Source organism: Nostoc sp. JL31 (genome assembly GCF_017114965.1).
Lineage (GTDB): Bacteria > Cyanobacteriota > Cyanobacteriia > Cyanobacteriales > Nostocaceae > Nostoc > Nostoc punctiforme_A.
The window spans coordinates 94,679-116,147 of sequence record NZ_JABXKO010000044.1 but is presented as its reverse complement, the minus strand read 5'-3'; the positions used below and the strand labels follow the sequence as shown (position 1 = coordinate 116,147).

Sequence of the window (21,469 nt, the reverse complement as noted above, 5' to 3'; positions counted from 1 at the left end):
TTTTACTCCCCATTCCCCATTCCCCAATTGTCTAGAGTGAAATGGTTATAAGATTTAGAGACTATGGCAAACGACTTTCTGATTTTGAGCAAGAAATTTTAGTATGTTGTCCCCAATGCAATCGCATTGCCAAGATATTGACTGTCAACTCTGAGCAATCAAATCTCAGTTCCATCAAAAGAATTACCTGTCAGCACTGTAGCTATACAAAACAAAAGTCAAAGGATGGCAATCGAAAAGCTGCATTGCTACTGTGGCAGAACAATTACAGGGATAAAAGAAATTCCAGCGATGGAATACTAGACCATTTTTTTGGCTTGCCCCTGTGGCTACAAATCTCTTGTTGCGGTCAATTGCTATGGGCATATAATGAAGCTCATTTGAACTTCCTGGAAAGCTATGTTCAATCAAGGTTGCGAGAACGCTTGCCAGATGACTCATTAGGCTGGCACAATGGCAGTCTTGCTAGTCGCCTACCACGATGGATCAAGCTGACGCAGCATCGGGAAAAAGTTTTACAGAAAATTCAACAGTTAAAGCACAAGTTGTAATCAAGGCTTTAATCTTGTTGATGAGCAAATTTATAACCGCCCCAGAGAGAAAGAGCGATCGCGATCGCCAACAAAATCGGTATGCTGTACCAAGGAAACTGAGACAAGGGTAAATGAGCAACTGCACGCAATCCAATGCTGGCGTAAGTTAGTGGCAGCAGGTAAACTACAACTTTGAGAGCCGCTGGTAATGTAGCAGGGTCAAAGAAAGTCGCTCCTAAGAACGACATGGGGATAATGATAAAATTATTGTAGAGTCCGACTGATTCGAGCGATCGCACACTCAACCCTACAATTACCCCTAATCCAGCAAATACCGCACAATTGAGCACCACTAACAGTAAAAACAGTGGGTTGAGAAAATTCCAGTTTCCTGTCAACAGCAGCGCTACCAAAATCACGGAAGCGGAAGTCATCAAACCCCGCACGACTCCCGCCAGCATTTTACCGATGTAGAGCGCTAAGGGATTTATGGGAGTTAACAACAATTCCTCAAAGGTTTTGGTAAATAGTCTGTCTCCACAAATTGAAAATGTCGTTCCAGCAAAGCTAACCGTCATCGACGACAGCGCCACCATTCCCGGTAATATAAATTCCAAATAGTTGTCATAGTTACCACTAATTCCCGAACCGGGTTTGATGGAACTACCCAAACCCAAGCCAAAAGCTAAAATATATATCAGTGGGGATATTAAACCTGATGCAGCAACTGGTAGGATTCTTACGCGTAAATCTAACCAATCTCCCCAAAAAATAGTCAGACTATCAGCTAGGAAGATTTGAAGTTGCGAAGTTTTGAACCTCTTGCCCGAAGATAGCGCTCTTTGAGATGTCACTTGCTTTCAATTAGTTATTAAAATTTCATTAAATGTTAATTTACATTGTTTTACACATCAATTACTAGGGGTAACAAAAATATCTCATCCGAGAAATGGGAAATTAATAACAAAAGTTAGATAGTTTAAGCATTCTGACTATATCAATTGTGAAAAGTAGATTAGCTATATCTGATAATAATTAAAAGTATTAAAATTTTGTCCCAATATCTAGATAAACTAGTATTTTTCTCATTTAACAAGAATATCGCAGAGAAAATCACAGGCAATTACAGTCAAGAATAGGCATACTGAAAGAGGGAGAAAAAACTTTAGACCACTCCCTCCCAAATCGGCGTGAAGGTGATTAAGCAACAATGAGACGCAAATCTACTGGTAGACCGGCTACTACTTCTAAACCCTCTATTTTCCAATCCCCTCTATTTAACTTCACCACCATCGCAATTATGGGAGGGGTGTTGATTTTGGGAATTGGGATTGGCATTGCTTTTAGTTCTACAACCACATTGGCCCCATCAAACGTAGCTTCCCGTGAATTTATAGACACCAAAGCACCAAACCCTGAAATTTGTGTGCAGTACGGAGCCAGCGCGATGGTGATGGACGCTAGACTGTTCGTCACTCTCAACCCCTTTAATGTGTATGTTGCCCAGCCTAGTATGCGTCCTGGATGCGTGATCCGACAAAATAACTGGGCGCTTTTAGAGCAACGTAAGCTAGTAACATCCGATCAGGTTAGAGATTGCAAAAATCGCCTGAACACCTTTGGTTTCACAGGTAACTTGGACAGTGACAAACCTGATATTAGATGTATATATCAGAATGAAGCTGCTCAAAACTTCTTCACGGCTCAACCGGGAGCAGTTGGAACACCTCAAGAAACGGATAGATTTTGATTTGGCATTGGGGTTAGGGAAGAGGTGACAGGTGACAGGTAACAGGGACTAATCTGTACCCTCTAACCTGTACCCTATTCCCTTCCCCAATCCCCAGCGATCGCATCTTCAAAATCAGATCACTCGTACTCATCACGGATAATTGTCAAACCTAAAGCTTTGTAGGCACTCAGCATATTATTAGATACTGTTGGTGCTGTTACTAGGTAAGTCAGGGCATGAATCGACTCCACTAGATAAGGAGCAGCCGTGTCTAATTTTTCTGCTGTCACTAATCCTACTACCTCAGCCGAGCCAGCAATCATGGCTCGTTTGACGTGGGCTTCGTCGAGGTTAGGTACACTAATCCCAACTTCTGGATGCAAACTGCAAACTCCCAACATACACAAATCTGCACGAATCATCCGTAATGTCTCAATTGTGACAGTACCCACGTTCACCAAAGCTTTTTTGTAGAGTTGTCCACCTAACATCACAACCTCTATATGGGGATGTTCTGCTAAAGCAACTGCTATTGGCGGACTATTTGTGATCACTGTTGCGTGCAAATCTAGGGGCAAATGACGGGTTACTTGGAGAGTTGTTGTACCTCCATCTAAAATCACCACCTGGCCTGTACAAACTAATTTTGCTGCTGTCCGAGCGATCGCTTCCTTTTCTTTTGGCGCTTGCTTTTGGCGATCGGCATAACTGGCGGTGGCTGGAGATTTGAGGAGCGCTCCCCCATGAACGCGTTGCAATAGTCCCGTTTCTGCCAGTTCTCGCAAATCTCGCCGAATCGTATCCTCAGAAACTTTGAGAACAGTACTAAGTTCTGTCGAAAGTACTTTTTTATCACGACGCAGAATTTCTAAGATGAATTGTCGTCGTTCAGCAGTTAGCATAATTAATTTTCCTGAAAATGCGTTTTTGGGCTTGAAATTGCACGTTTGTGAGTTTATACTTATTGATATGCAAGTTTTTGTACGGTAATCCGTAACTTCAATTGAATTCAAGCACATTCATGCACAATTGAATGTATTGATTTTCGCATTTGATGAAATCACACGGTTCCACAATGGTTCCGAGTGGTTGGCTTGAGCTTGGATAATTGTTGCCCAATCGGGGTTTTAACAATTTTTTTTGTAGTGCGATCGCGCATCCCATCTGTTCAAATTGTTTTTTATTCAATCAATAAACCATGACTATTATTAATACCCAATTTCCGATTGATCTCGGTGCTTACCAATTTTTAGCGCTCAATCCAGCAAATTCCAGCCTTACCGCCCAACAGCGAGAGACTCTAAAAGCGAATATTCAACTCTGCCGGGATGCGATCGTCTTTTTTACAGCGACTGGCGCTGCTAGCGGAGTCGGCGGTCATACTGGGGGGCCATACGATACAGTGCCAGAGGTAATGATTCTCGATGCCTTTTTCCGGGGAGCATCGGAGCAATTTGTACCGATTTTCTTTGATGAGGCAGGACATCGAGTTGCCACTCAATATCTGATGGCAACATTGCATGGTGATTTACCTGCCGAGCAACTTTTACGTTATCGGCAAGCACATTCCAATTTACCGGGACACCCGGAACTAAAACTAACTCCTGGTGTGAAATTTAGTTCTGGCCGCCTGGGTCATATTTGGCCTTACATCAATGGTGTGGCAATGGCGAATCCAGGCAAGGCTGTTTTCTGTCTCGGTTCTGATGGCTCGCAGCAAGAAGGCAACGATGCTGAAGCTGCTCGCTTGGCTGTTGCTCAACATCTCAACGTCAAGCTGCTCATTGATGATAATGATGTCACGATCGCTGGACATCCTTCTAAATATTTACCTGGTTTCAGCGTAGCCAAAACCTTAGAAGGGCACGGGTTGAAAGTACTTCCGGGAGACGGCGAAGACTTAGACGATTTATACCATCGTATTTGCGAAGCTGTAAATACTCCCGGAGCGATCGCTATTATCAATAAACGCCCGATGTGTCCTGGTATTGAAGGTTTAGAAGGCTCCACTCATGGTCATGATGTAATTCCTGTAGATTTAGCAGTTAAGTATCTAGAATCTCGCGGACAAACTGCGGCTGTCGAATACCTTAAAAGTATTGAGAAACCCAAGCAAACATATATATTTCTGGGTTCCAGCGACAAATGGGGCGCTAACCGTAATGTGTTTGGTGAAGCCGTGGTGGGTGTCCTCAGTCGCATGAATGAGGCGGAGCGTAAAGAAAAAGTCATGGTCATTGATAGCGACCTAGAAGGCTCCTGCGGTTTGAAGACAATTCATGAAATATACCCAGAAATATTTATTTCCTCCGGGATTATGGAACGGAGCAACTTCTCTGCTGCGGCTGGATTCGGGATGGACAAGGGCAAGCAAGGTATTTTTGCGACCTTCAGCGCCTTCTTAGAAATGTGTATCTCAGAAATCACGATGGCACGGCTGAACGATTCCAATGTTCTGTGTCATTTTTCCCATGCGGGTATAGATGATATGGCAGATAACAGCTGCCACTTTGGTATAAATAATATGTTTGCCGACAATGGCTTGGATGATGGCTACCCAACACAGTTGTACTTTCCGGCAGATAATAATCAAATGACAGCTTGTGTAGAAGCTGTGTTTTTTGAGCCTGGACTGCGGTTTATTTTCTCCACCCGTTCCAAAGTCCCCAATATTCAGGACAGCAACGGCAATGACTTCTTTGGAAATGGCTACAAATTTGTTCCTGGTAAAGATGAGGTTATACGAGAAGGGACGCAAGGCTACATTATCAGTTTTGGCGATGCTCTCTACCGTGCCGTTGATGCTGTAGAGCGTCTGAAACAAGAAGGACTGGACGTTGGTTTGATTAACAAAACAACTTTAAACACCATTGATGAAGAAATGATTACCAAAGTTGGTAATGCTCCTTTTGTGCTTGTAGTAGAACCCTTCAACCGTCGCACTGGCTTAGGTAGTCGTTTCGGCTCTTGGCTACTAGAGCGGGGGTTGACTCCCAAATATGCCCATCTTGGAACTTATAAAGAAGGTTGCGGCGGTTTGTGGGAACAGTACCCATATCAAGGTATCGATCCAGTCGGCATCATCAACAAGGTGAAGGAGTTAGTTGGAGGAAAGTAATTCATTTATTAGGGCATAGGGCATAGGGCATAGCATGGGAGCAGGGGAGCAGGGGAGCAGGGGAGCAGGGGAGCAGGGGAGAAGTGGCAGTAAGTTTTTCCCTTCTGCCCCTCTGCCTCTCTGCCTCTTTTTCATGCCCAATTCCCAATTTTCTATTTAGTTTTAGGTAAAGGTTGACCAAACTCGATTACCTGGGGTTCAGGATCATTGGGGATTGTTGGAACTGGAAATTCCGACATCCCGAATGGAGGAATGTTATTTAAATTGCCGGGTTGATTTGGGAAAGAAGCAGGGGGAAGACTCAAAGCAGGTTGTTGAGAGGATGTATTTGGAGTTAAAGGGGGTACGGTGACAAAAGGTTGCCCTGAGTTAGTAGTAATTGTTGAGGGCAGTTCATTGGATGGAGGCGGAGCTGTGAGTGGGGGGGATTGTGGGTTAGTAGTTACGGGTAAGTTACTAGGCGGCTTTTGGAGTGTTTGAGGTTGTTTCTTGGCTGAAGGAGGGGAATTTCCCGATTTTACGGCGGTAGTTTTACCAGAAATAACCGGACGTAATACCCAGCGAGTGGAGTTTTTTCGAGAAACGGGTTGCAGTTGTACCTTTTTGGGGTTAAAAACAGTCCCTGCTGCTAAATCTAAGACAATACGTGTATCGTTGGCGTTGAGTTGAGAAATGCGAATGCTTTTGATTGCTCCAGAATAATTTTGTTGCGTGCTAACTTTGCCCAACTTAGTATTCGGTAAATCTACAACCAAACGAGAGGGTTGGGCCAGGTAGAAATAACGAGGGGTTGTGGCTGCTGAGAGAGTGATTTCGAGTTGCTGTGTCTTGGGAGAAAAACGCCAATTATTTAGCTTTGCCCCTGGTGTAGCAGCAGTAGTGAAAGTTTCGAGGGCGATCGCTGCATAAAAACTTAATATACTGATGCTAAATAACTGCTTGCCCCATTGGTAAGATTGCTTAGTTTTTAGTACCTGATCCATTATTTTTATTTGCTCCATAAAACCCATACAATGCACTTACATTGCTGTTTACTTCGCGCTTCCAATCCCGTAGACGCGATGAATCGCGTCTCTACCAATCCCCCAATTCAATTAGCTTTTTGAGGCACAGCAGTAAATTTCAGAGTTTGTGGAATACCATTTACGGTTAATTGACCTGTCATATTACCTTTATCCACAAGTTGCATTTGAATTGTGACTGAGGTTAGAGGATCGTTTTGGGGGTAAGGAATATTACAAAGGATTGATTTACCAACTTTCCCAGATAAATTTAATTGTTGATTTCTGAAGATGCCTGCCAGAGAGTGCTTTTCGTCAGTGTCGGTGTTAGCGTTTGCCGGTAATACAGAGGCATTTAAGTAAATACCTGACTGCTGAATGTTTAACGTCAGAGTATCCGATTTTTCACAGTTAGGCAAATTCTCCGCTAGGGTTAGACGATAGCGACCGTTAACTGGCGGAGGAGCCTTGAGTTTGTTTTCTCCGTAAGCACTGACAGTTTTAAACAACAGTAGCACTGAAATTATTGCTACTCCGTAAAAAGCTAAAGATTTGAAGTTGAAATGATTCATGTTCTCAACTCCTAAGTGTTGGCTCTTGACTGCTAACATCAGGAAGCATGGAAGCCAGATGAGCGGTGACTTGACTGTAACGGCGAGCGATCAGCAGGGAAGAAGAACATTGAATGGCTAGTTGATCTGTATATCTTCCCAAGGTTTGACGCTCGATACCCCAAGTGCGGCTAGTGCCTGCAATTGTTAGGTCTACATTTTTTGAGGCTTCGACTACAGCTTGGATTGGATCTGGAGCTTGGACAATTTTGATTTCGATGCGATCGCGTACACTAGTCGGTAATTGCTCCATCATCGTATTTAACTCATAACTCAATTCATCCTTAAGCTGATTTTCGGGTACAACCTGCAAAACCTGTAATATACAAGTTTCACGGTTAATTAGCAGTCTCAGAGCTATTATTAGTGCTAAATCATCATGAATATTTGCCGAATAAGGCACTAACAAGCTTTCTAAGCGATCGCTTCCTCTATCCACAAACACTGCAACATCAACTGGCGCAGTAGTGAGCATTTGACCAACTCTTCCACCTAAGCGGTTGCTACTAAAAGCTGGGCGATGCCATCCCACAAGAATTAAATCAACTTGTTTGAGTGCGGCAATCTGTGCAGTTTCCCGTGCAACATTACTAGATATGCGAATAATGGGATGCACATGAGAGCGTGTTTCTACTGGTTCGAGAGTATTAATCAATTCTTCTAGCTGCTGGCGGCGCTGGGCAATTAATCGGTCTGCTTCAACTGGCGTACTTTCAAAGGCATAATCTTCTTCAAATTCAATCAGGCTCAGAGGGTTTACAACAGCCGGAGATCGGGAGTTGAGGGCAATGTTTGCTGCCAACTGTACCAAGCCTTTTTGGGTACTCGGATTCGCCACAGGCACCAAAATCCGGTAGGGACGAATGTAAGTTTCGGCATCAGTAGCGCTTGCAGCTGTTTGTGCTTCTAACTCTGGTTCCACCACATCTAACCTGATCAGCTTTTTAGGATATGTCCATTCCAGCAGTGGCGAGGTCATGAAGGTAGTTACCAATGCCATAATTACCAGCATGGTAAATATTAAGGGGGAAATTACCCCTAACTCTAAACCAATGTTTAGCACTATCAGTTCGGTTAAGCCGCGAGTATTCATTAACCAACCAAGTGCCGAGGCTTCCCGTTTACTAATGCCACTGACACGCGCTGCTACATAAGTACCAACATACTTGCCTGCGATCGCCACAGCTAAAACCAACCCACACAAAAGCCACAATTCGGGACGGTTGAGCAAGCCAATTTGCGTTTTTAAACCACTGTAGGCAAAAAATATGGGCAGCAAGAAAATTAGGACAAAATCTTCCGTTTTCACTGCCAATTCCCTGACTAAATCTTCATTTTTGGGCATGGCTGCTCCCAGCAAAAATGCTCCAAAAATTAAGTGAATCCCAATTAGTTCAGTGATTAGTGCTGACGCAACCACGCCCATATAAATCCCAGCTAGCAGCAATTGGCTGAGTCGTCCCGCACGGAGATAGTGTTTGGCAAGGCGTTGCAGGAACCAACGACCGGCTGTCAACATCAAGCCGATGTAAACTATGCTGGCGATAATTGTGGGTATAGCACCAGCAAAGTCACCAGTTCGCGCAACTGCGATCGCAACAGCCAACAGACACCAAGCTGTCACATCATCCACTGCTGCACAAGTTAACGCCAACGTTCCTAAACGCGTTCCTTGTAAATTGTTTTCAGTAATGATTCTCGCCAACACTGGGAAGGCAGTAATCGACATCGCCGCTCCCAAAAATAAAGCAAAGGCGGTGAATGATACACTTGCATTAGAAACTAGTGGATAAAGGATCACCGCTAGCAATGTTCCTAGAGAGAACGGTACCAAAATGCTGACATGAGAAGTTAAAACTGCTACTTCTAATTGTCCGCCGAGGTATTTGGGATTTAGTTCTAACCCAATCAGAAACATGAAAAATATTAATCCCACCTGAGACAAAACATTCAGAAAAGGAAAAGTTTCTGGTGGAAACAAGCTAACTGCTAGATGGGGAGCAACTAAACCAAACAAAGATGGGCCGAGCATAATTCCGGCGACAATTTCACCAATGACTAGCGGTTGCTTAATAGAACGAAATGCTAGCCCTACTAGCCGTGAAAGCCCAATAACAATCAGCACCTCAACCAGAACGAGAATAACTATGTGCATGGTTTCCTCAAAATTAACTATCTGGTTTCCCTAAGATAATTCTTTAAAAGACTGCAAAATGTCAAGCTTGTTAGATACAACTAAGAGTAATTTGTGCTTCGTTGTTATATTAATTATTGTTACGATTTAGTTGCAGCCGTGAAACATGAATTCTGATGATTTAAGGAGCTATATCTCGAATAACTTCCGAATTAACGATAGCAATAAAGCGAGTTAATAGGGAGTCAGTTTGTAGTATTACTTAATCGCCACTACAAATAAATTAGCAGTCAAAGAAGAGAAATTTACCCAATTACTAGTAGTCTGTAAAATTTAAATTCCCAGGTAATTAAGTTCGTAGTAAGGACTTTAGTCCTTAATTTGCTCAGTCCTAAAGTACTTACTACAAACCCTCAAAACTAGCTTGGTCATGGTACTAGATACTTAATTAATCTGATATTTAATTTTGCTTAATTAGAAGATTTCTCATAGCTTGTACCGTGCAATAAGAAGGCAATCAGTGGTGATGCCATCAGGGTAGTAATGACTGCCATAATAACCATTATAGTGAATAAAGTTGGGGTAATTATACCTTGTTCCAGACCAATATTGAGGATGATTAACTCCATCAAACCACGCGCATTCATCAGAGCGCCGATAGTTGCAGATTCGCGCCAATTTTCTCCCGCTAATTTTGCAGCCAACATACAAGCAACACCTTTACCGAGAATTGCGAGCGCAATAATTAATAGCGTCACTCCCCATAAAGTAGGCGTGTTTACCAATCCAATTTGAGTGTTTAGTCCAGAGAAGACAAAAAATATTGGTAACAAAAAAGAAGTAGTTAAAAACTCTGTATATTGGCGAATTTGTTGGGCGAATTCTCCCCGTGGTGTCACTGCTCCCAACACAAAAGCACCGAATATTGCATAGATACCTGTAACATCAGTAAACCATGCACAAAACATCAAAATTATCAACATTAAAGTCAGCGTTTGTCTGTTCACACCTTGGCGTTTTGTCATGCGTGTAAACGCTTTCAGTAGAGGTTGTCCGAGAAAAATCGCAAATAGTACATAGCAAATGCCACCACCAATTGCTAATATGGCTATGCTTAAAGAATTTTTCACGCTAGCCAGCACAATCGCTAGCAAACACCAAGCAACTGCATCATCTACCGATGCTGCACCTAAAGCCAAAGTACCGAAGCGAGTTTGTGCAAGACCGCGTTCGTAAAGAATACGAGCTAACATTGGAAAAGCTGTAATTGTCATCGACGCACCCAGATACAAAGCAGCTGACCAAGGCATGACTTTTGGTTGAAAGAAATCACCGTTGTGATAAAACCAAAAAGATGCGATCGCTCCTAAAATAAAAGGAGTGATAATCCCAGCCGCAGATAGCAAACTTGCACTTTTAATATGATGCTTTAAGAGTTTGGTATTAAACTCTAAACCAATCAAAAACATATAAATTGCTAACCCAATCTGGCTGATAGCATATAAAATCGACATCGATGGATTGGGTATTTTGAGTCCGACAGCAGTGATGATGGGAAGCTTAGGAAATAGCCATTGCTGAAAATCTGGTGCAATCAATCCTAGAAGTGATGGCCCTAGCATTACACCTGCGATCATTTCGCAAACAACATCGGTTTGACCAAGATAGCGGCGTCCTATAATCGTGACAATGCGACAAGTGGTTAAAATAACTGTGAGTTGCAGAAATAGCTGAATAACCAGATCAAAATTTGACATTGCACTTCCTTAATTTATGTCTCTGCATTGAAGAATCTCCCTAGACTCTAAAGTTTGTCCTGTTTTACTCATATATGATTACTACATCAGCACAAATGCCAATTTTGTAAACATAAGATAGCTGTTTGTAATTTGATGAGATACAACAAGCAATACGTTGCTTTGGTTTCCAAAGTCATCTTGTTCTTAATAACGCACACAACTGTACGTCAATACAACATATTGCATCCAAACTAAAACCGCCATATATAGCAGTCCTAAATCATTCGTGAAAATTATATCTCTCTTTCTTCTTTCTTTCCTTTGCGTCCTTCTCTTCGAGACGCTGCGCGAAGGCGTCCTTGGCGGTTCGTTTCCTAATCTATATTTTTCACAACTCAAATAGGATTGCTATATGATTTTTATGATTTGTTAATTTGCGATTTATAGCCCAATACGCTTGGGTGAAGCAAAGCGTAACCCAACAAAGCTATGAAAATGTTGGGTTTCGTTCCTCAACCCAACCTACACAACTTAAGGTTTTTGGCGCTAACTCAAGCGTATTGATTTATAGCTTTTTTTATCTGTTTGAGACACAATCGACTGTAAAGACGTACATTTGTGCGTCCCTACCCTACGGTTGAATAGCCTGAAAATTACTGTAATTTTTAATTAAATTAGTTCGAGAATTTGAAATTTTACAACCACTCACCGCCCCGGAAACGCCAACGAGGGAAGATAATTCGCATCAAGCTTTGGGAACTAATAAAAACTGCTAGCCACACGATGCTATAGTGCAATAAAAAAGCTCCTGGCGAAAGTTCTTCCTTCGGTAAAGGTATTGGCAAGAAGCCAAATAGCTTAACTCCACAAAATATAAATATTAATTCCCATATACCAGCTAAGAGTTGATAAGCTGCGGGCCAATCTCTATCCCAACGGGATTTTTGGAGATAGTCATAAAGTACATCCCAACCTAAGCCAAAGATGGCGACATAAGCAAGTATCCAAAAATAAACCGAGTTAGCACCAGGGCCAATCCAACCTATTGCAAATGGCAAAGATACGAGTACGCCGATAGTTGCAAGTAATAATAATCGAGTTTGCCAGCGACCAAATAAGGTTGATGTCATAAAAATAATTCGTAATTCGTAATTTAATTAAGCCACCCACAAGGGGTGGGTTTTTTATCTACCTTGAGATACAAGGACTTTTTCACGCCACTTGCGGGCGAGGTTTTGAACTTTTACTTTTTTGATAAAAGTAGAGACGCGATTCATCGCGTCTTTTTTGCGAGTATAGCAAATACGATAATATCGGCTAGCCCCAAAGCACCAACACATCTATATTATTAGGATGGTTTTAGGTGATAATCAAATTTAGAATGGTAAGCTGCATTGGCAAAGTCCATTGTTCGCGTAGCGTCTCGTAGAGAAGGTATGGCGTCCCAATTGATTACATCTTCTAACAAAGCTTGATAACCTAGTGTATTAGGATGAAGTCCATCTTCACTCAAGCGTTTGAGCCGCCAACTCTCACCACGTTCCATCCATTGCTCAAAAATATCCAAATAGGGAATCTGCCTTTGGCTGCAAGCAATTCGAGTTGCTTCTTTGTAGCGGTACTGGTCGGCATGATTATAGTAAAAACAATCTAAAAATGGCATCTTGGTTTCATCCACTGGCACCATACCGACGAATAACACAGGACAGAGTTGCTGTGCTAAATCTAGCAGAGACGCAATTTCTTTTTCAAACAATGTAAAATCTGTGTAACTTCGACCATCGGGACGCGCCAACCGGGCTGAGTCATTCACGCCTACGGATAAAATAATCAAATCGGGAACACGATTTCGCAGTTCACCCCGGTGGCGAAATTCAACTTCCAGTCTTTGGGCTACTTGTTGCGTGCGATCGCCTCTTACCCCTAAATTATAAAGAATATGACCGGCGCTATCCGGTAACATCCACCATCGCCGTAGTTGCTCAATCCAGCCTCCTTTTTCCGGGTCGCCGAATCCATAAATTAAGCTGTCCCCCAGTGCGACAATCTTCATAGGCTGAAAGTGATTTGGTGGTACAGACAGCTGCATTGAGGAAGAAGCGAGAAATGTGTGCATTTAACAACTATATTTTATATCTTTACAAGATTCTATACATTTCTATACCATAGATGGCTATCTTTAATGTTCAAGTATCTATGGAGTTTTTACTTGTTGATATAGTTGTAAGGTTAATATTGCCGCAGTTGAGCCTCTGTACGATGAGCTACGCCTACGTAGTTTAACAATCAGCATGAAAATTGAACCGCAGAGGCGCAGAGGACACAGAGGAAGAGAGAAGAGGGAGATTCCCTCAAAATTTTCGCCTTTGTGTCATAAATCCAAAGGGTGAAAATTTTATTTTTGGGATGTAGGGAATTCTGCTGGGCAATTCCACGGACATGATATACAGCAGAATTCAGGAGTCAGAATTCAGAATTCAAAAGTAAAACAAGCTTTATACCTAACTTTCAGACTAGCTTGTGTACTTCATCAACTTGAAATGCGCTGTCAGTCCTCATCTACAGACGGATAAGTAGTGCAGGTACATCAATCGCTAAAAGTAAACACTGACTTACCAATGGGTTTGTCAAAAAAGTTGACACAAGTAGTTGTTATGTAATACAGTATATTACATAAGTAATGAGTTAGATTAAAAAGACTTCTTCGCCACTAGAGTGGAAATAAAATTACCATTTGTATGCAATTAGTTGATATTACAAGAAAAAATTTTCAAAACTTCCTACTTAACACAAAATAACTTAATTAACGCTGCATAACCGATAAATATGGTTTTTGACTATTTTAAAAGCAACGAAGGCACTCCTACAAATAATACTCGGCAAAGCTTAATTGCTTGCGGTTGGCGACCGTTTAATCGAGAGTTAGACTGGGGATTTTTATGGCAACTGTTGTACAGTGACTCCCGCGAATTAAGTCAAAAAAGTTTGAATTTAGCAAGTAATTTTGCTGATGTTTTAGGACGAAATAATTATGCTTGGTGGGCTAATTTATTAAGTGTTGTATCTGACAATACTCGCTACGAAGTTGAAAAGTTTTGGAATTACATCACGCCAGATCCTCAATCACCAGATCATCGCTACAAAGATGTTTTGAGTACGGAAACGCCCATCGTCCAATTTGTCAGTCGTAGTAGTATTCCTATTGATTATGTTCTTAATCGACTGCAAGAAATTACTGTACTGCGAGTTTTAGGCGTGTTGGGTAATCCTGATATTATTACCCAGTATTACTCAGAAAGAGATTTTTACTTTCCTATAGATAAATTTGTTAGCTGGGAACGCTTAGATGTTATTAATACTGTTTACGCTTACTGGTCTAAGTATGACATTTGGTTGCAAATTGAACCCTACGATCGCGGGCGACGAGAATATAGTTTAATGGCAAAAAATCTCGCGCCACTAATTAACAAAGCAACTTACGACTTAGCAGTGATGCTGAGTGGATATCAAAGTCGTGTAGGCAAAGTTCATAGTCAATTTAACATCCGGACATTTCCCGCAGATATCCAAAACTTTACTGATTCTGTACAGCAAGCGATTCTCAATCAAAACCAGTTAGCGGTTGTTGTACATGGACAACCAGGTACTGGTAAAACAGTGTGGACACAGGCAGTAGCAAAAGAAATTCTTGTACCTTTAGGGTATGTAATTTTTATTTTAGATCATGATGCGATCGCTAATTTTGTCCCCCCGACTTACATAGAGCGTATTTGTATCGTTATTAACGAAGCTGATAATCTAGCGCAAAATCGTGCTTCGGAGGTAGCGCAATACAATAACAAAACCGAACACATTTTGAGCTTGCTGGATGGCACTTTGTATCAGAGTGTAATTGATGACTCTGGTATTCAAATGCAGCAACGGTTAGTTATTTTGATGACTTGTAACACTACTGAAAGATTAGATCCAGCCATGTTACGTAAAGGTAGAGTGGATTTAATATATGAGTTTACACAACTATTTGTTTGAAATCTACTTTCACCACAGTTTCACCTGTTTTTGCGATATAAGCTGATGCTCTTTGCGCCAAGCTTGGGGAGGTAAACCGTGATGTTGGCGAAACTGGCGGGAGAAATGAGACACATCCTGATAGCCCAATGCTTTCGCTATCTTCTCGACTGTCTGATTATTATTTTGGAGTAAAAAACAAGCTTCCGCCATCCGGCGTTTGACAATCCAGCAGTTTACAGTCTCTCCACTTGTCTCCTTTACTCGGTTAGTTAAGTAAGCCGATGAGTAACCAACAGCAACAGCCACATCACACAAAGTAATTCCTTGATGATAATGAGCTTCGATAAAGTCGAAAACTTCTTTTAATTGCGGAATGCAGGGAAAGATTGACTTAGGACGAATGTTGACTTCTTTATCAGAGGCGACGGCAACACTGGAAGCGATCGCTGTAGTATCATCTGTAAATGCTGATGATTTTGGAGCTTTCTCGAATTTCATCGCACACCAGTACTGGAGATTAGCTTGCTTTTCCAAGCGAGTAGCGATCGCTCTGAGCAATTCCTCTAGTGTCGAAGGTTTGGTAAGATAATCATCTGCTCCCAATTCCATAGCTTTGCGAACATCTGCTTTAGTACTACTGCCAGTCAGAAAAATGAAAGGAATAATTGCTGTCAGAGGATCTTGGCGTAGGGTATTTAAAACGCTATAACCATCCATATCGGGCATTGTAATATCGCAAATCACCAAGTCGGGTACATCCTTTTGTGCTTGTTGGATACCAACACGACCGTTTTGAGCGCCTATCATATCAAAACCTTTAGCCTCAAGACCCTTTAAATAGAGATTGCGGGTAACGCTATCATCTTCAATCACGAGAATTTTCTTTGATGATTCGTACATGATTTTCTATTACTATAAATGTGAAAGAAGGTACTTACTAGACTCTTTGGAGAGTATCTAAATAGCAATGAAATTAATTAACTCGTTCCGAGAGTTATGATTGTTAAGTTTTTAATTAACAACTATCTTCATTTCAACACTCATAACTCGGAACAGGTAAACTCTGATTTGATTAATGGCAGTATTACAGTAAACGTAGTGCCAACATCAACTTCACTTTCTACAGAAACTTGACCATGATGTAAATCTACAAGGGTTTTAAGAATCGATAGTCCTAGTCCAGTACCAGGTATATGATCGATATTGCTACCACGGTAAAATGGCTCAAATATTCGTTGTTGATCTACTATTGAAATACCGATACCTCTATCTTTTACTTGGAAAATTAATTTTTCATTTTGGCAAGATATTTCTAAATTAATTGCCTGATTTGAGAGAGAATACTTAATCGCGTTATCAAGTAAATTCTTCAAAATCGGCTCTAACAGTTTTTTATCTATATAGGCTGTTAGAGAGTTATCTTTACTTACAAAATTGATGGGATTTTGGCTAAGATTCATCTGCATTTGTGCAACTAAATCCTGACAAAACTGAACTAATTCAAGCGGTTTTGGTTCAAAGTTTAATTTTGCTGATTCTGCTTTAGAGAAAAACAAAATATCATCCAACATCAGGCTCAGTTGTTCGGTGGCTTTTTGAATGTGATCGAGTAATGGCTGGATTTTCTTCTGTGTACGTTTGTCTACTTCTTCTTTAAGTAAACTATTAGAAAATGAAACAATATTCAGTGGGGTTCGGAATTGATGGCAAACCATAGCAAGAAAACGCGCTCTAAGTTCGCTAAGTTGTTTGGCTTGTTCTAAAGCTTGGTTAAGACCTAATTCTGCATATTTGTAATCGGTAATATCGATACCTGCAATCAGTTCGACTGGGTTTCCCCCAAAATCCGGCCCTCCATCAAGCTTGGCAACTGCACAAGCTAGCCAGCGCTCCGTGCCGTTTTTTGTTAAAATATTCATCTCCTGGTATTCAAAGTTAGTTGCTTCATCCTGCTTACGTACTTGCCTGCGTTTTTTGCTTTTAATCAGCCGACGAAGATCAAAACCTGTTAGCAGTTCCTCTTTTGTGTAGCCAGTGAGTTGCTCTACTGCCGGATTTATATAGCAAAGCCGCGTACCTTGAATCAGAAAAGTGCCGGCATCTGTCGTTTCGGCTATTGTCCGAAATCTAGTTGCGTTCAGTCGTAATGCTTCTTCAGTCTGTTTCGATTCAGTAATATCCCAAATACTCCATACTCTCCCAATAATTTTGCCCTCAAGCAACTGAGGTTTAGAGTAATGTGCAAAAACTCTTCCATCTTTCAACTCCAGAATATCGTAGCTCTCGAAATCAGATTGGCTAGATACTTCCCAAATCAGCCGACTAAAGGTTTGTGGATCTTTAAGTTGGTTCTCAAAAAAGGCTTTGCATTGAGGACATTTCTTAGATAGTATTAGGGACTCTGGGATCTGCCACATATCCACAAATTTCTGATTCAAGCTTAGAATATCTCCCTCAAAGTTAACTGCAACAATACCAATGGCAGTAGACTCAAGAGTAGAACGAAGTAAAGAAAGAGATGTTTCTAGTTCTACTTCTTTTGCCTTGACTTGAGAAAATTCTTGTTGCAAATTATCTTTGGCATCTCTTAATCCATCAGTCCACTTTTGGACGCTTAATTCTACTATTTCATCAGTTTTCTCACGAGCAAAGGCACAGCCAAATTCCATATCTTGGTGTTTTACATAGTTCATGGATATTTCTACCAGAAATATCCGACCTCCTTTTGTTCGATAGCGAGATTTAAAGGTAAGGGAACCCTGTGAGCTAATATCTGACCAATTATGCAGCGAAAAATCTACATCTATATCATGCAGCCTCATAGAAAGTAATTCCTCACGGGAATACTCAGTCATCAGACAAGTGGCATCGTTAACGTAAAGAAACTGCGCGTTTGCTCCTAAACAGAAGGCAGCATCTACAGCGTGATTTATTAGAAAGTGAGCAAACTTCATCTCTATTTCTGGTTGTAGTGCCCATTGATTGTTTGATCTAGCTAGTGTATATTCGCCAGAATTCATATTCATACTTCCTCCTGGTAATCAATCAGCACCATTCCCATTAATGAGTTAATAGTCATAACTTACTAAAATCTTTGGTGTACTGTTCGGCTGTGAAAAAATAAAATTTGTTAGGATATTAAAAATATTACTAATTGCCTTAACAAAACTTATCATACCAATAAAATGTAAATTATTGAATCAAATATTCCTAAAAAAACTAAATATTTTCAAAAATTCTTCTTGACTTAAACAGCTTTTTCTAGCAGCACAAGATTTAGGCAAATCAAATCTAGATTAGCCAATCAATCTTATTAGATAAGAGTTCAAAACTCTTAATCTATAAGTAGAAAAGATATTTTCAATTTAAACTCGTTCTGCACCAGAACTAATTCATAGACATCTCCACAAATTAATTATGCGTTATCAATAACTCTTGTAGAGACGTAGTATTGCTACGTCTCTACAAAAGTTCATCAACCTAAGATTCCTGGGTTTCCACTGGGGAAAGGTTAAAGGATAAAAATTTTTATCCTTTAACATTTTCCCTACCAAGGACTTTGGCGAACTACTTGTGTAGAGTCGTTTGATTTTCAACATAAATGAATTTGCAGTGCTGAACCTGGCTTAACTGAATAAACTTCAACTCATCAACTCATTTTCTTAATTTATCTTAACTTACTCTCTCAGGGATTTAACTATAGAAGAATATGCTTAGTCATCCGTCGCAAGAAGTACATTTGTATTAAAATAATATGTATATTTTTACGTATAGGATTGTGTTTGTTTTATCTCAAGAAACACTGCATTTGTATACCAAGTATATGATTGTATATGTATATTTTAAAACATATTCTAAAGCATTTACATACTAAATACTTTGTCATCCCTCAAAAGAACTATAAAAAGTTGAAAAATGATGTCTTTATCGTTACAAATAATTGACTCAAAAAGTTTTTCTTGGCAATATAAAGACCGCTAAATCTCCTCATGCTTAAATTTGGATAAAAAATTGTGTAAGTTCTAAAGCAAAAGAATTGACACCTACATCAAAAGATTTCCTATTGTAAATTTATTAATGTACCGTTCGTGCGAGCGCAGAATATCAATCTTTCAGGTGACTAAGTTGCAAATGTCACAATCACAATTAAAGCGAAAGAATTGACACCTATACCAAAAGATTTTTCATTGTAAATTAGGTTTTCATTGTAGTGGATAAGAACCTCACCAGGGGTTTATTGAGTAGATCGGTGCTATTAAAGCTAGCTATATGAAGTTTTCTAAAGATTCTGAGACACGCTTAACTTCGGGTTAATTGCTAGTTTATATATATTTACACCATTTAGTTTTTCCCCGCTAATCTACTTAAATACTGTAGTCACCACCATAGAAGCGAAAAATTTGACACCCCCATCAAAAGATTTTTGATTGCACGACAGTCTTCATCTCCTTTATTCTGGTGACAAGAAGCACAGCCTCAACTGTTGTATGCTTTCGGTAAAAATTTTTTGGTACTGCGCTCACAAGCATCAATCAGCAGCGATCAGCCATTTCTACTCTTGACCAAGCTAGATCATCGCTGCAAGAAACAACAGAGTTGTTTGTAATAAATATTTCTAGCGCTGTGATTGTAAACTAAAAAGCCTTTGTGTAACTTTTTGTAATTACGTGAAACTAATGAGTCAAAACTATACTGGTTCAAATCCTCTCATCACCACTGAGCCATACAAGGAACTTCCAGCAAACAGATATGTAGAATCTGTGTCTGACTCCCGTCAGCTTGATGAATCAGAGAAGAATGGGGGAATTCAGCCTTTTTTAAACGATGAAATAGCTCCAACACTCTCAGTTGCCGATGCGATCGCTCAAATGTTGGAAAATTTGGGAGTAAACTACGCTTTTGGTGTCGCTGGTGGTGCAATGGCCAGCCTTTGGGGTGCGCTATCCAATAGTAGTATAGAGGTGTTGAACTTCCGCCATGAAGCCGGAGCCGCATTTGCCGCCACCGAAGCATACTTTGCCAATAATCGCCCGGCTGTAGTTTTTACCACAGCCGGGCCGGGGATCACTAACGCCCTCACTGGGTTGTTTGCAGCTCGTGGTGAAGGTGCAAAGGTGATTTTACTGTCAGCTTGCACCTCAGCACCGCAGCGTGGACGTTGGGCAATTCAAGAAACTAGCACTTACACGTTGCCAAGTGGGGGAATTTTTACCCCAGGAGCGCTATTCAACTATGCAATCACGATTGAATCTGCGGCTCAACTACCGCAGATTTTCCGCAAACTTGCTTTAGCTATGGCGCAACCAGGCGGATTTGTTGCCCATTTGAGCATTCCCACTGCTGTGCAGACAAGTTTAGTTGAGGATATATCCTTGCCTCAACTAGATGTTACTCCGTTTCCGATGACTGCTTCCAAAGAAGCGATCGCTAAATCTGTAGAGTTATTATCATCTAGCCCCTTTGCTATCTGGGTTGGTTTCGGTGCGCGTGACGCAGCAGAGGAAATCCTTGAACTCGCTGAAAAAACCGGAGCAGCCGTCATGTGCTCACCCCGTGGTAAAGGTATCTTCCCCGAAGATCATCCCCAGTTTGTGGGTGTCACAGGTTTAGGTGGACATGCTTCCGTCTTAACTTACATGGAAGAACAACCTCCACTACGCACACTCGTATTAGGAACCCGCCTTGGTGAACCGACTTCTTTTTGGAGTTCGGCGCTGGTTCCAAAAGGAGGTTTTGTCCATGTTGATATTGACCCGGAAGTGCCAGGTGTAGCCTATCCTCACGTTGAAACTTTTGGAGTTCGGTCTGACATCAAAGCTTTTGTAAAAGAGTTGTTGCAGCAATTGCCAGATGCTTCTTATTCCACAATACCGCTACCTCGTCCAGAACACAAAGCAATTGAACCGGCATCAGACGTAGATTATCCAGTACGTCCAGAAGTATTGATGGCAGCAATTCAAAAGATCGTTGTTGAGGGTAGCGATGCTGTAGTGATGGCAGAGTGTGGTAACTCCTTTACTTGGTCAACTCATCTACTCCAATTTGCCGAAGCCAATCGTTACCGAGTCAGTACCGGAGTCGGCGCAATGGGTCACGCCGTCACAGGAGTATTGGGTGCAGCACTGGCAAGCAAAAGCAAGGCTGTAGGAATTGTTGGCGATGGAGCAATGCTAATGAATAACGAAATCAGCACAGCTGTGAAATACAAAATTCCCGCAATCTGGATTGTACTTAACGATGCGCGTTACAACATGTGCCATCAAGGGATGAAAATCTTGGGACTAAAGGGCGCAGATGCAACACTTCCACCGACAAACTTCGCCATGATTGCTCGTGGGATGGGAGCAGAAGCGATCGTCGTCGTCAGAGAGTCGGATATTGAAGCGGCATTAGAACAAGCGATCGCATCAACTGTTCCCTTTTTAATCGATGTAGTGATTGACGCCGATCGACCAGCACCTTCTGGTGGACGTAATAAAAGTTTGGCAGCCCAAGGAATTAAATCAAGTGCTGCTAAAAATGCAGTCAAGCAAGTTTCATTCCCAATGGTTTGACTTTAAAACCTAGCAATTTCCTGCAATTTTTATAGA

At 41.2% G+C, this 21,469-nt stretch carries 15 protein-coding genes; 5 read left to right on the top strand and 10 right to left on the bottom strand.

Annotation, left to right across the window (positions count from 1 at the left end; all coding sequences use genetic code 11):
- Positions 1-41 precede the first annotated feature (41 nt).
- Positions 42-551 (top strand): hypothetical protein, encoded by a 510-nt coding sequence (locus HWQ43_RS10735; protein WP_292732816.1) that lies wholly within the window; start codon positions 42-44, stop codon positions 549-551.
- 8 nt (positions 552-559) lie between these two features.
- On the opposite strand, the gene HWQ43_RS10730 is transcribed toward HWQ43_RS10735, so the two are convergent.
- Positions 560-1,387, bottom strand: coding sequence for an ABC transporter permease (locus HWQ43_RS10730; RefSeq protein WP_292732814.1), 828 nt, complete (start codon positions 1,385-1,387; stop codon positions 560-562).
- Positions 1,388-1,743: 356 nt separating this feature from the next.
- Between HWQ43_RS10730 and HWQ43_RS10725 the strand changes: the two genes are divergently transcribed.
- Positions 1,744-2,283: a DUF3172 domain-containing protein gene (locus HWQ43_RS10725; protein ID WP_292732812.1), complete on the top strand. Its 540-nt coding sequence runs from the start codon at positions 1,744-1,746 to the stop codon at positions 2,281-2,283.
- A 119-nt stretch (positions 2,284-2,402) separates the two neighbouring features.
- On the opposite strand, the gene HWQ43_RS10720 is transcribed toward HWQ43_RS10725, so the two are convergent.
- Positions 2,403-3,167 carry a DeoR/GlpR family DNA-binding transcription regulator gene (locus HWQ43_RS10720; RefSeq protein ID WP_292732810.1) on the bottom strand — a complete coding sequence of 255 codons (765 nt, stop codon included), beginning with the start codon at positions 3,165-3,167 and terminating at the stop codon, positions 2,403-2,405.
- A 296-nt stretch (positions 3,168-3,463) separates the two neighbouring features.
- Between HWQ43_RS10720 and HWQ43_RS10715 the strand changes: the two genes are divergently transcribed.
- Positions 3,464-5,383: a transketolase C-terminal domain-containing protein gene (locus HWQ43_RS10715; RefSeq protein WP_292732808.1), complete on the top strand. Its 1,920-nt coding sequence runs from the start codon at positions 3,464-3,466 to the stop codon at positions 5,381-5,383.
- 152 nt (positions 5,384-5,535) lie between these two features.
- Here HWQ43_RS10715 and HWQ43_RS10710 read toward each other — a convergent pair whose 3' ends face one another.
- The 6 genes from HWQ43_RS10710 to HWQ43_RS10685 all read right to left on the bottom strand — a co-directional run bounded on the left by HWQ43_RS10710 (position 5,536) and on the right by HWQ43_RS10685 (position 12,984).
- Entirely contained in the window at positions 5,536-6,366 is an 831-nt protein-coding gene (locus tag HWQ43_RS10710; protein WP_292732806.1) for an AMIN domain-containing protein, read from the bottom strand.
- 107 nt (positions 6,367-6,473) lie between these two features.
- Positions 6,474-6,956: a hypothetical protein gene (locus tag HWQ43_RS10705; RefSeq protein WP_292732804.1), complete on the bottom strand. Its 483-nt coding sequence runs from the start codon at positions 6,954-6,956 to the stop codon at positions 6,474-6,476.
- 4 nt (positions 6,957-6,960) lie between these two features.
- The gene (locus HWQ43_RS10700; RefSeq protein ID WP_292732803.1) at positions 6,961-9,150 is read right to left on the bottom strand and encodes a cation:proton antiporter; all 2,190 of its coding nucleotides are present in this window, start codon (positions 9,148-9,150) and stop codon (positions 6,961-6,963) included.
- 449 nt (positions 9,151-9,599) lie between these two features.
- Complete coding sequence (locus HWQ43_RS10695) at positions 9,600-10,886, bottom strand: cation:proton antiporter (protein WP_292732801.1); 1,287 nt, start codon at positions 10,884-10,886, stop codon at positions 9,600-9,602.
- 677 nt (positions 10,887-11,563) lie between these two features.
- The gene (locus HWQ43_RS10690; protein WP_292732799.1) at positions 11,564-11,998 is read right to left on the bottom strand and encodes a hypothetical protein; all 435 of its coding nucleotides are present in this window, start codon (positions 11,996-11,998) and stop codon (positions 11,564-11,566) included.
- Between the two features lie 218 nt (positions 11,999-12,216).
- Positions 12,217-12,984: a GDSL-type esterase/lipase family protein gene (locus HWQ43_RS10685; RefSeq protein WP_292732797.1), complete on the bottom strand. Its 768-nt coding sequence runs from the start codon at positions 12,982-12,984 to the stop codon at positions 12,217-12,219.
- Between the two features lie 710 nt (positions 12,985-13,694).
- Here HWQ43_RS10685 and HWQ43_RS10680 point away from each other — a divergent pair.
- Complete coding sequence (locus tag HWQ43_RS10680) at positions 13,695-14,897, top strand: AAA family ATPase (RefSeq protein WP_292732795.1); 1,203 nt, start codon at positions 13,695-13,697, stop codon at positions 14,895-14,897.
- 9 nt (positions 14,898-14,906) lie between these two features.
- Here the strand turns inward: HWQ43_RS10680 and HWQ43_RS10675 are convergent, their stop codons facing one another.
- Both HWQ43_RS10675 and HWQ43_RS10670 read right to left on the bottom strand, forming a co-directional pair.
- Positions 14,907-15,779: a response regulator gene (locus HWQ43_RS10675; RefSeq protein WP_292732793.1), complete on the bottom strand. Its 873-nt coding sequence runs from the start codon at positions 15,777-15,779 to the stop codon at positions 14,907-14,909.
- Positions 15,780-15,919: 140 nt separating this feature from the next.
- Entirely contained in the window at positions 15,920-17,899 is a 1,980-nt protein-coding gene (locus tag HWQ43_RS10670) for a scytonemin biosynthesis sensor histidine kinase (protein WP_292732791.1), read from the bottom strand.
- A gap of 1,656 nt (positions 17,900-19,555) precedes the next feature.
- On the opposite strand from HWQ43_RS10670, the gene scyA reads away from it, so the two are divergent.
- Positions 19,556-21,433, top strand: a complete 1,878-nt coding sequence (gene scyA / locus HWQ43_RS10665; RefSeq protein ID WP_292732790.1) for a scytonemin biosynthesis protein ScyA — start codon at positions 19,556-19,558, stop codon at positions 21,431-21,433.
- Positions 21,434-21,469 lie beyond the last annotated feature (36 nt).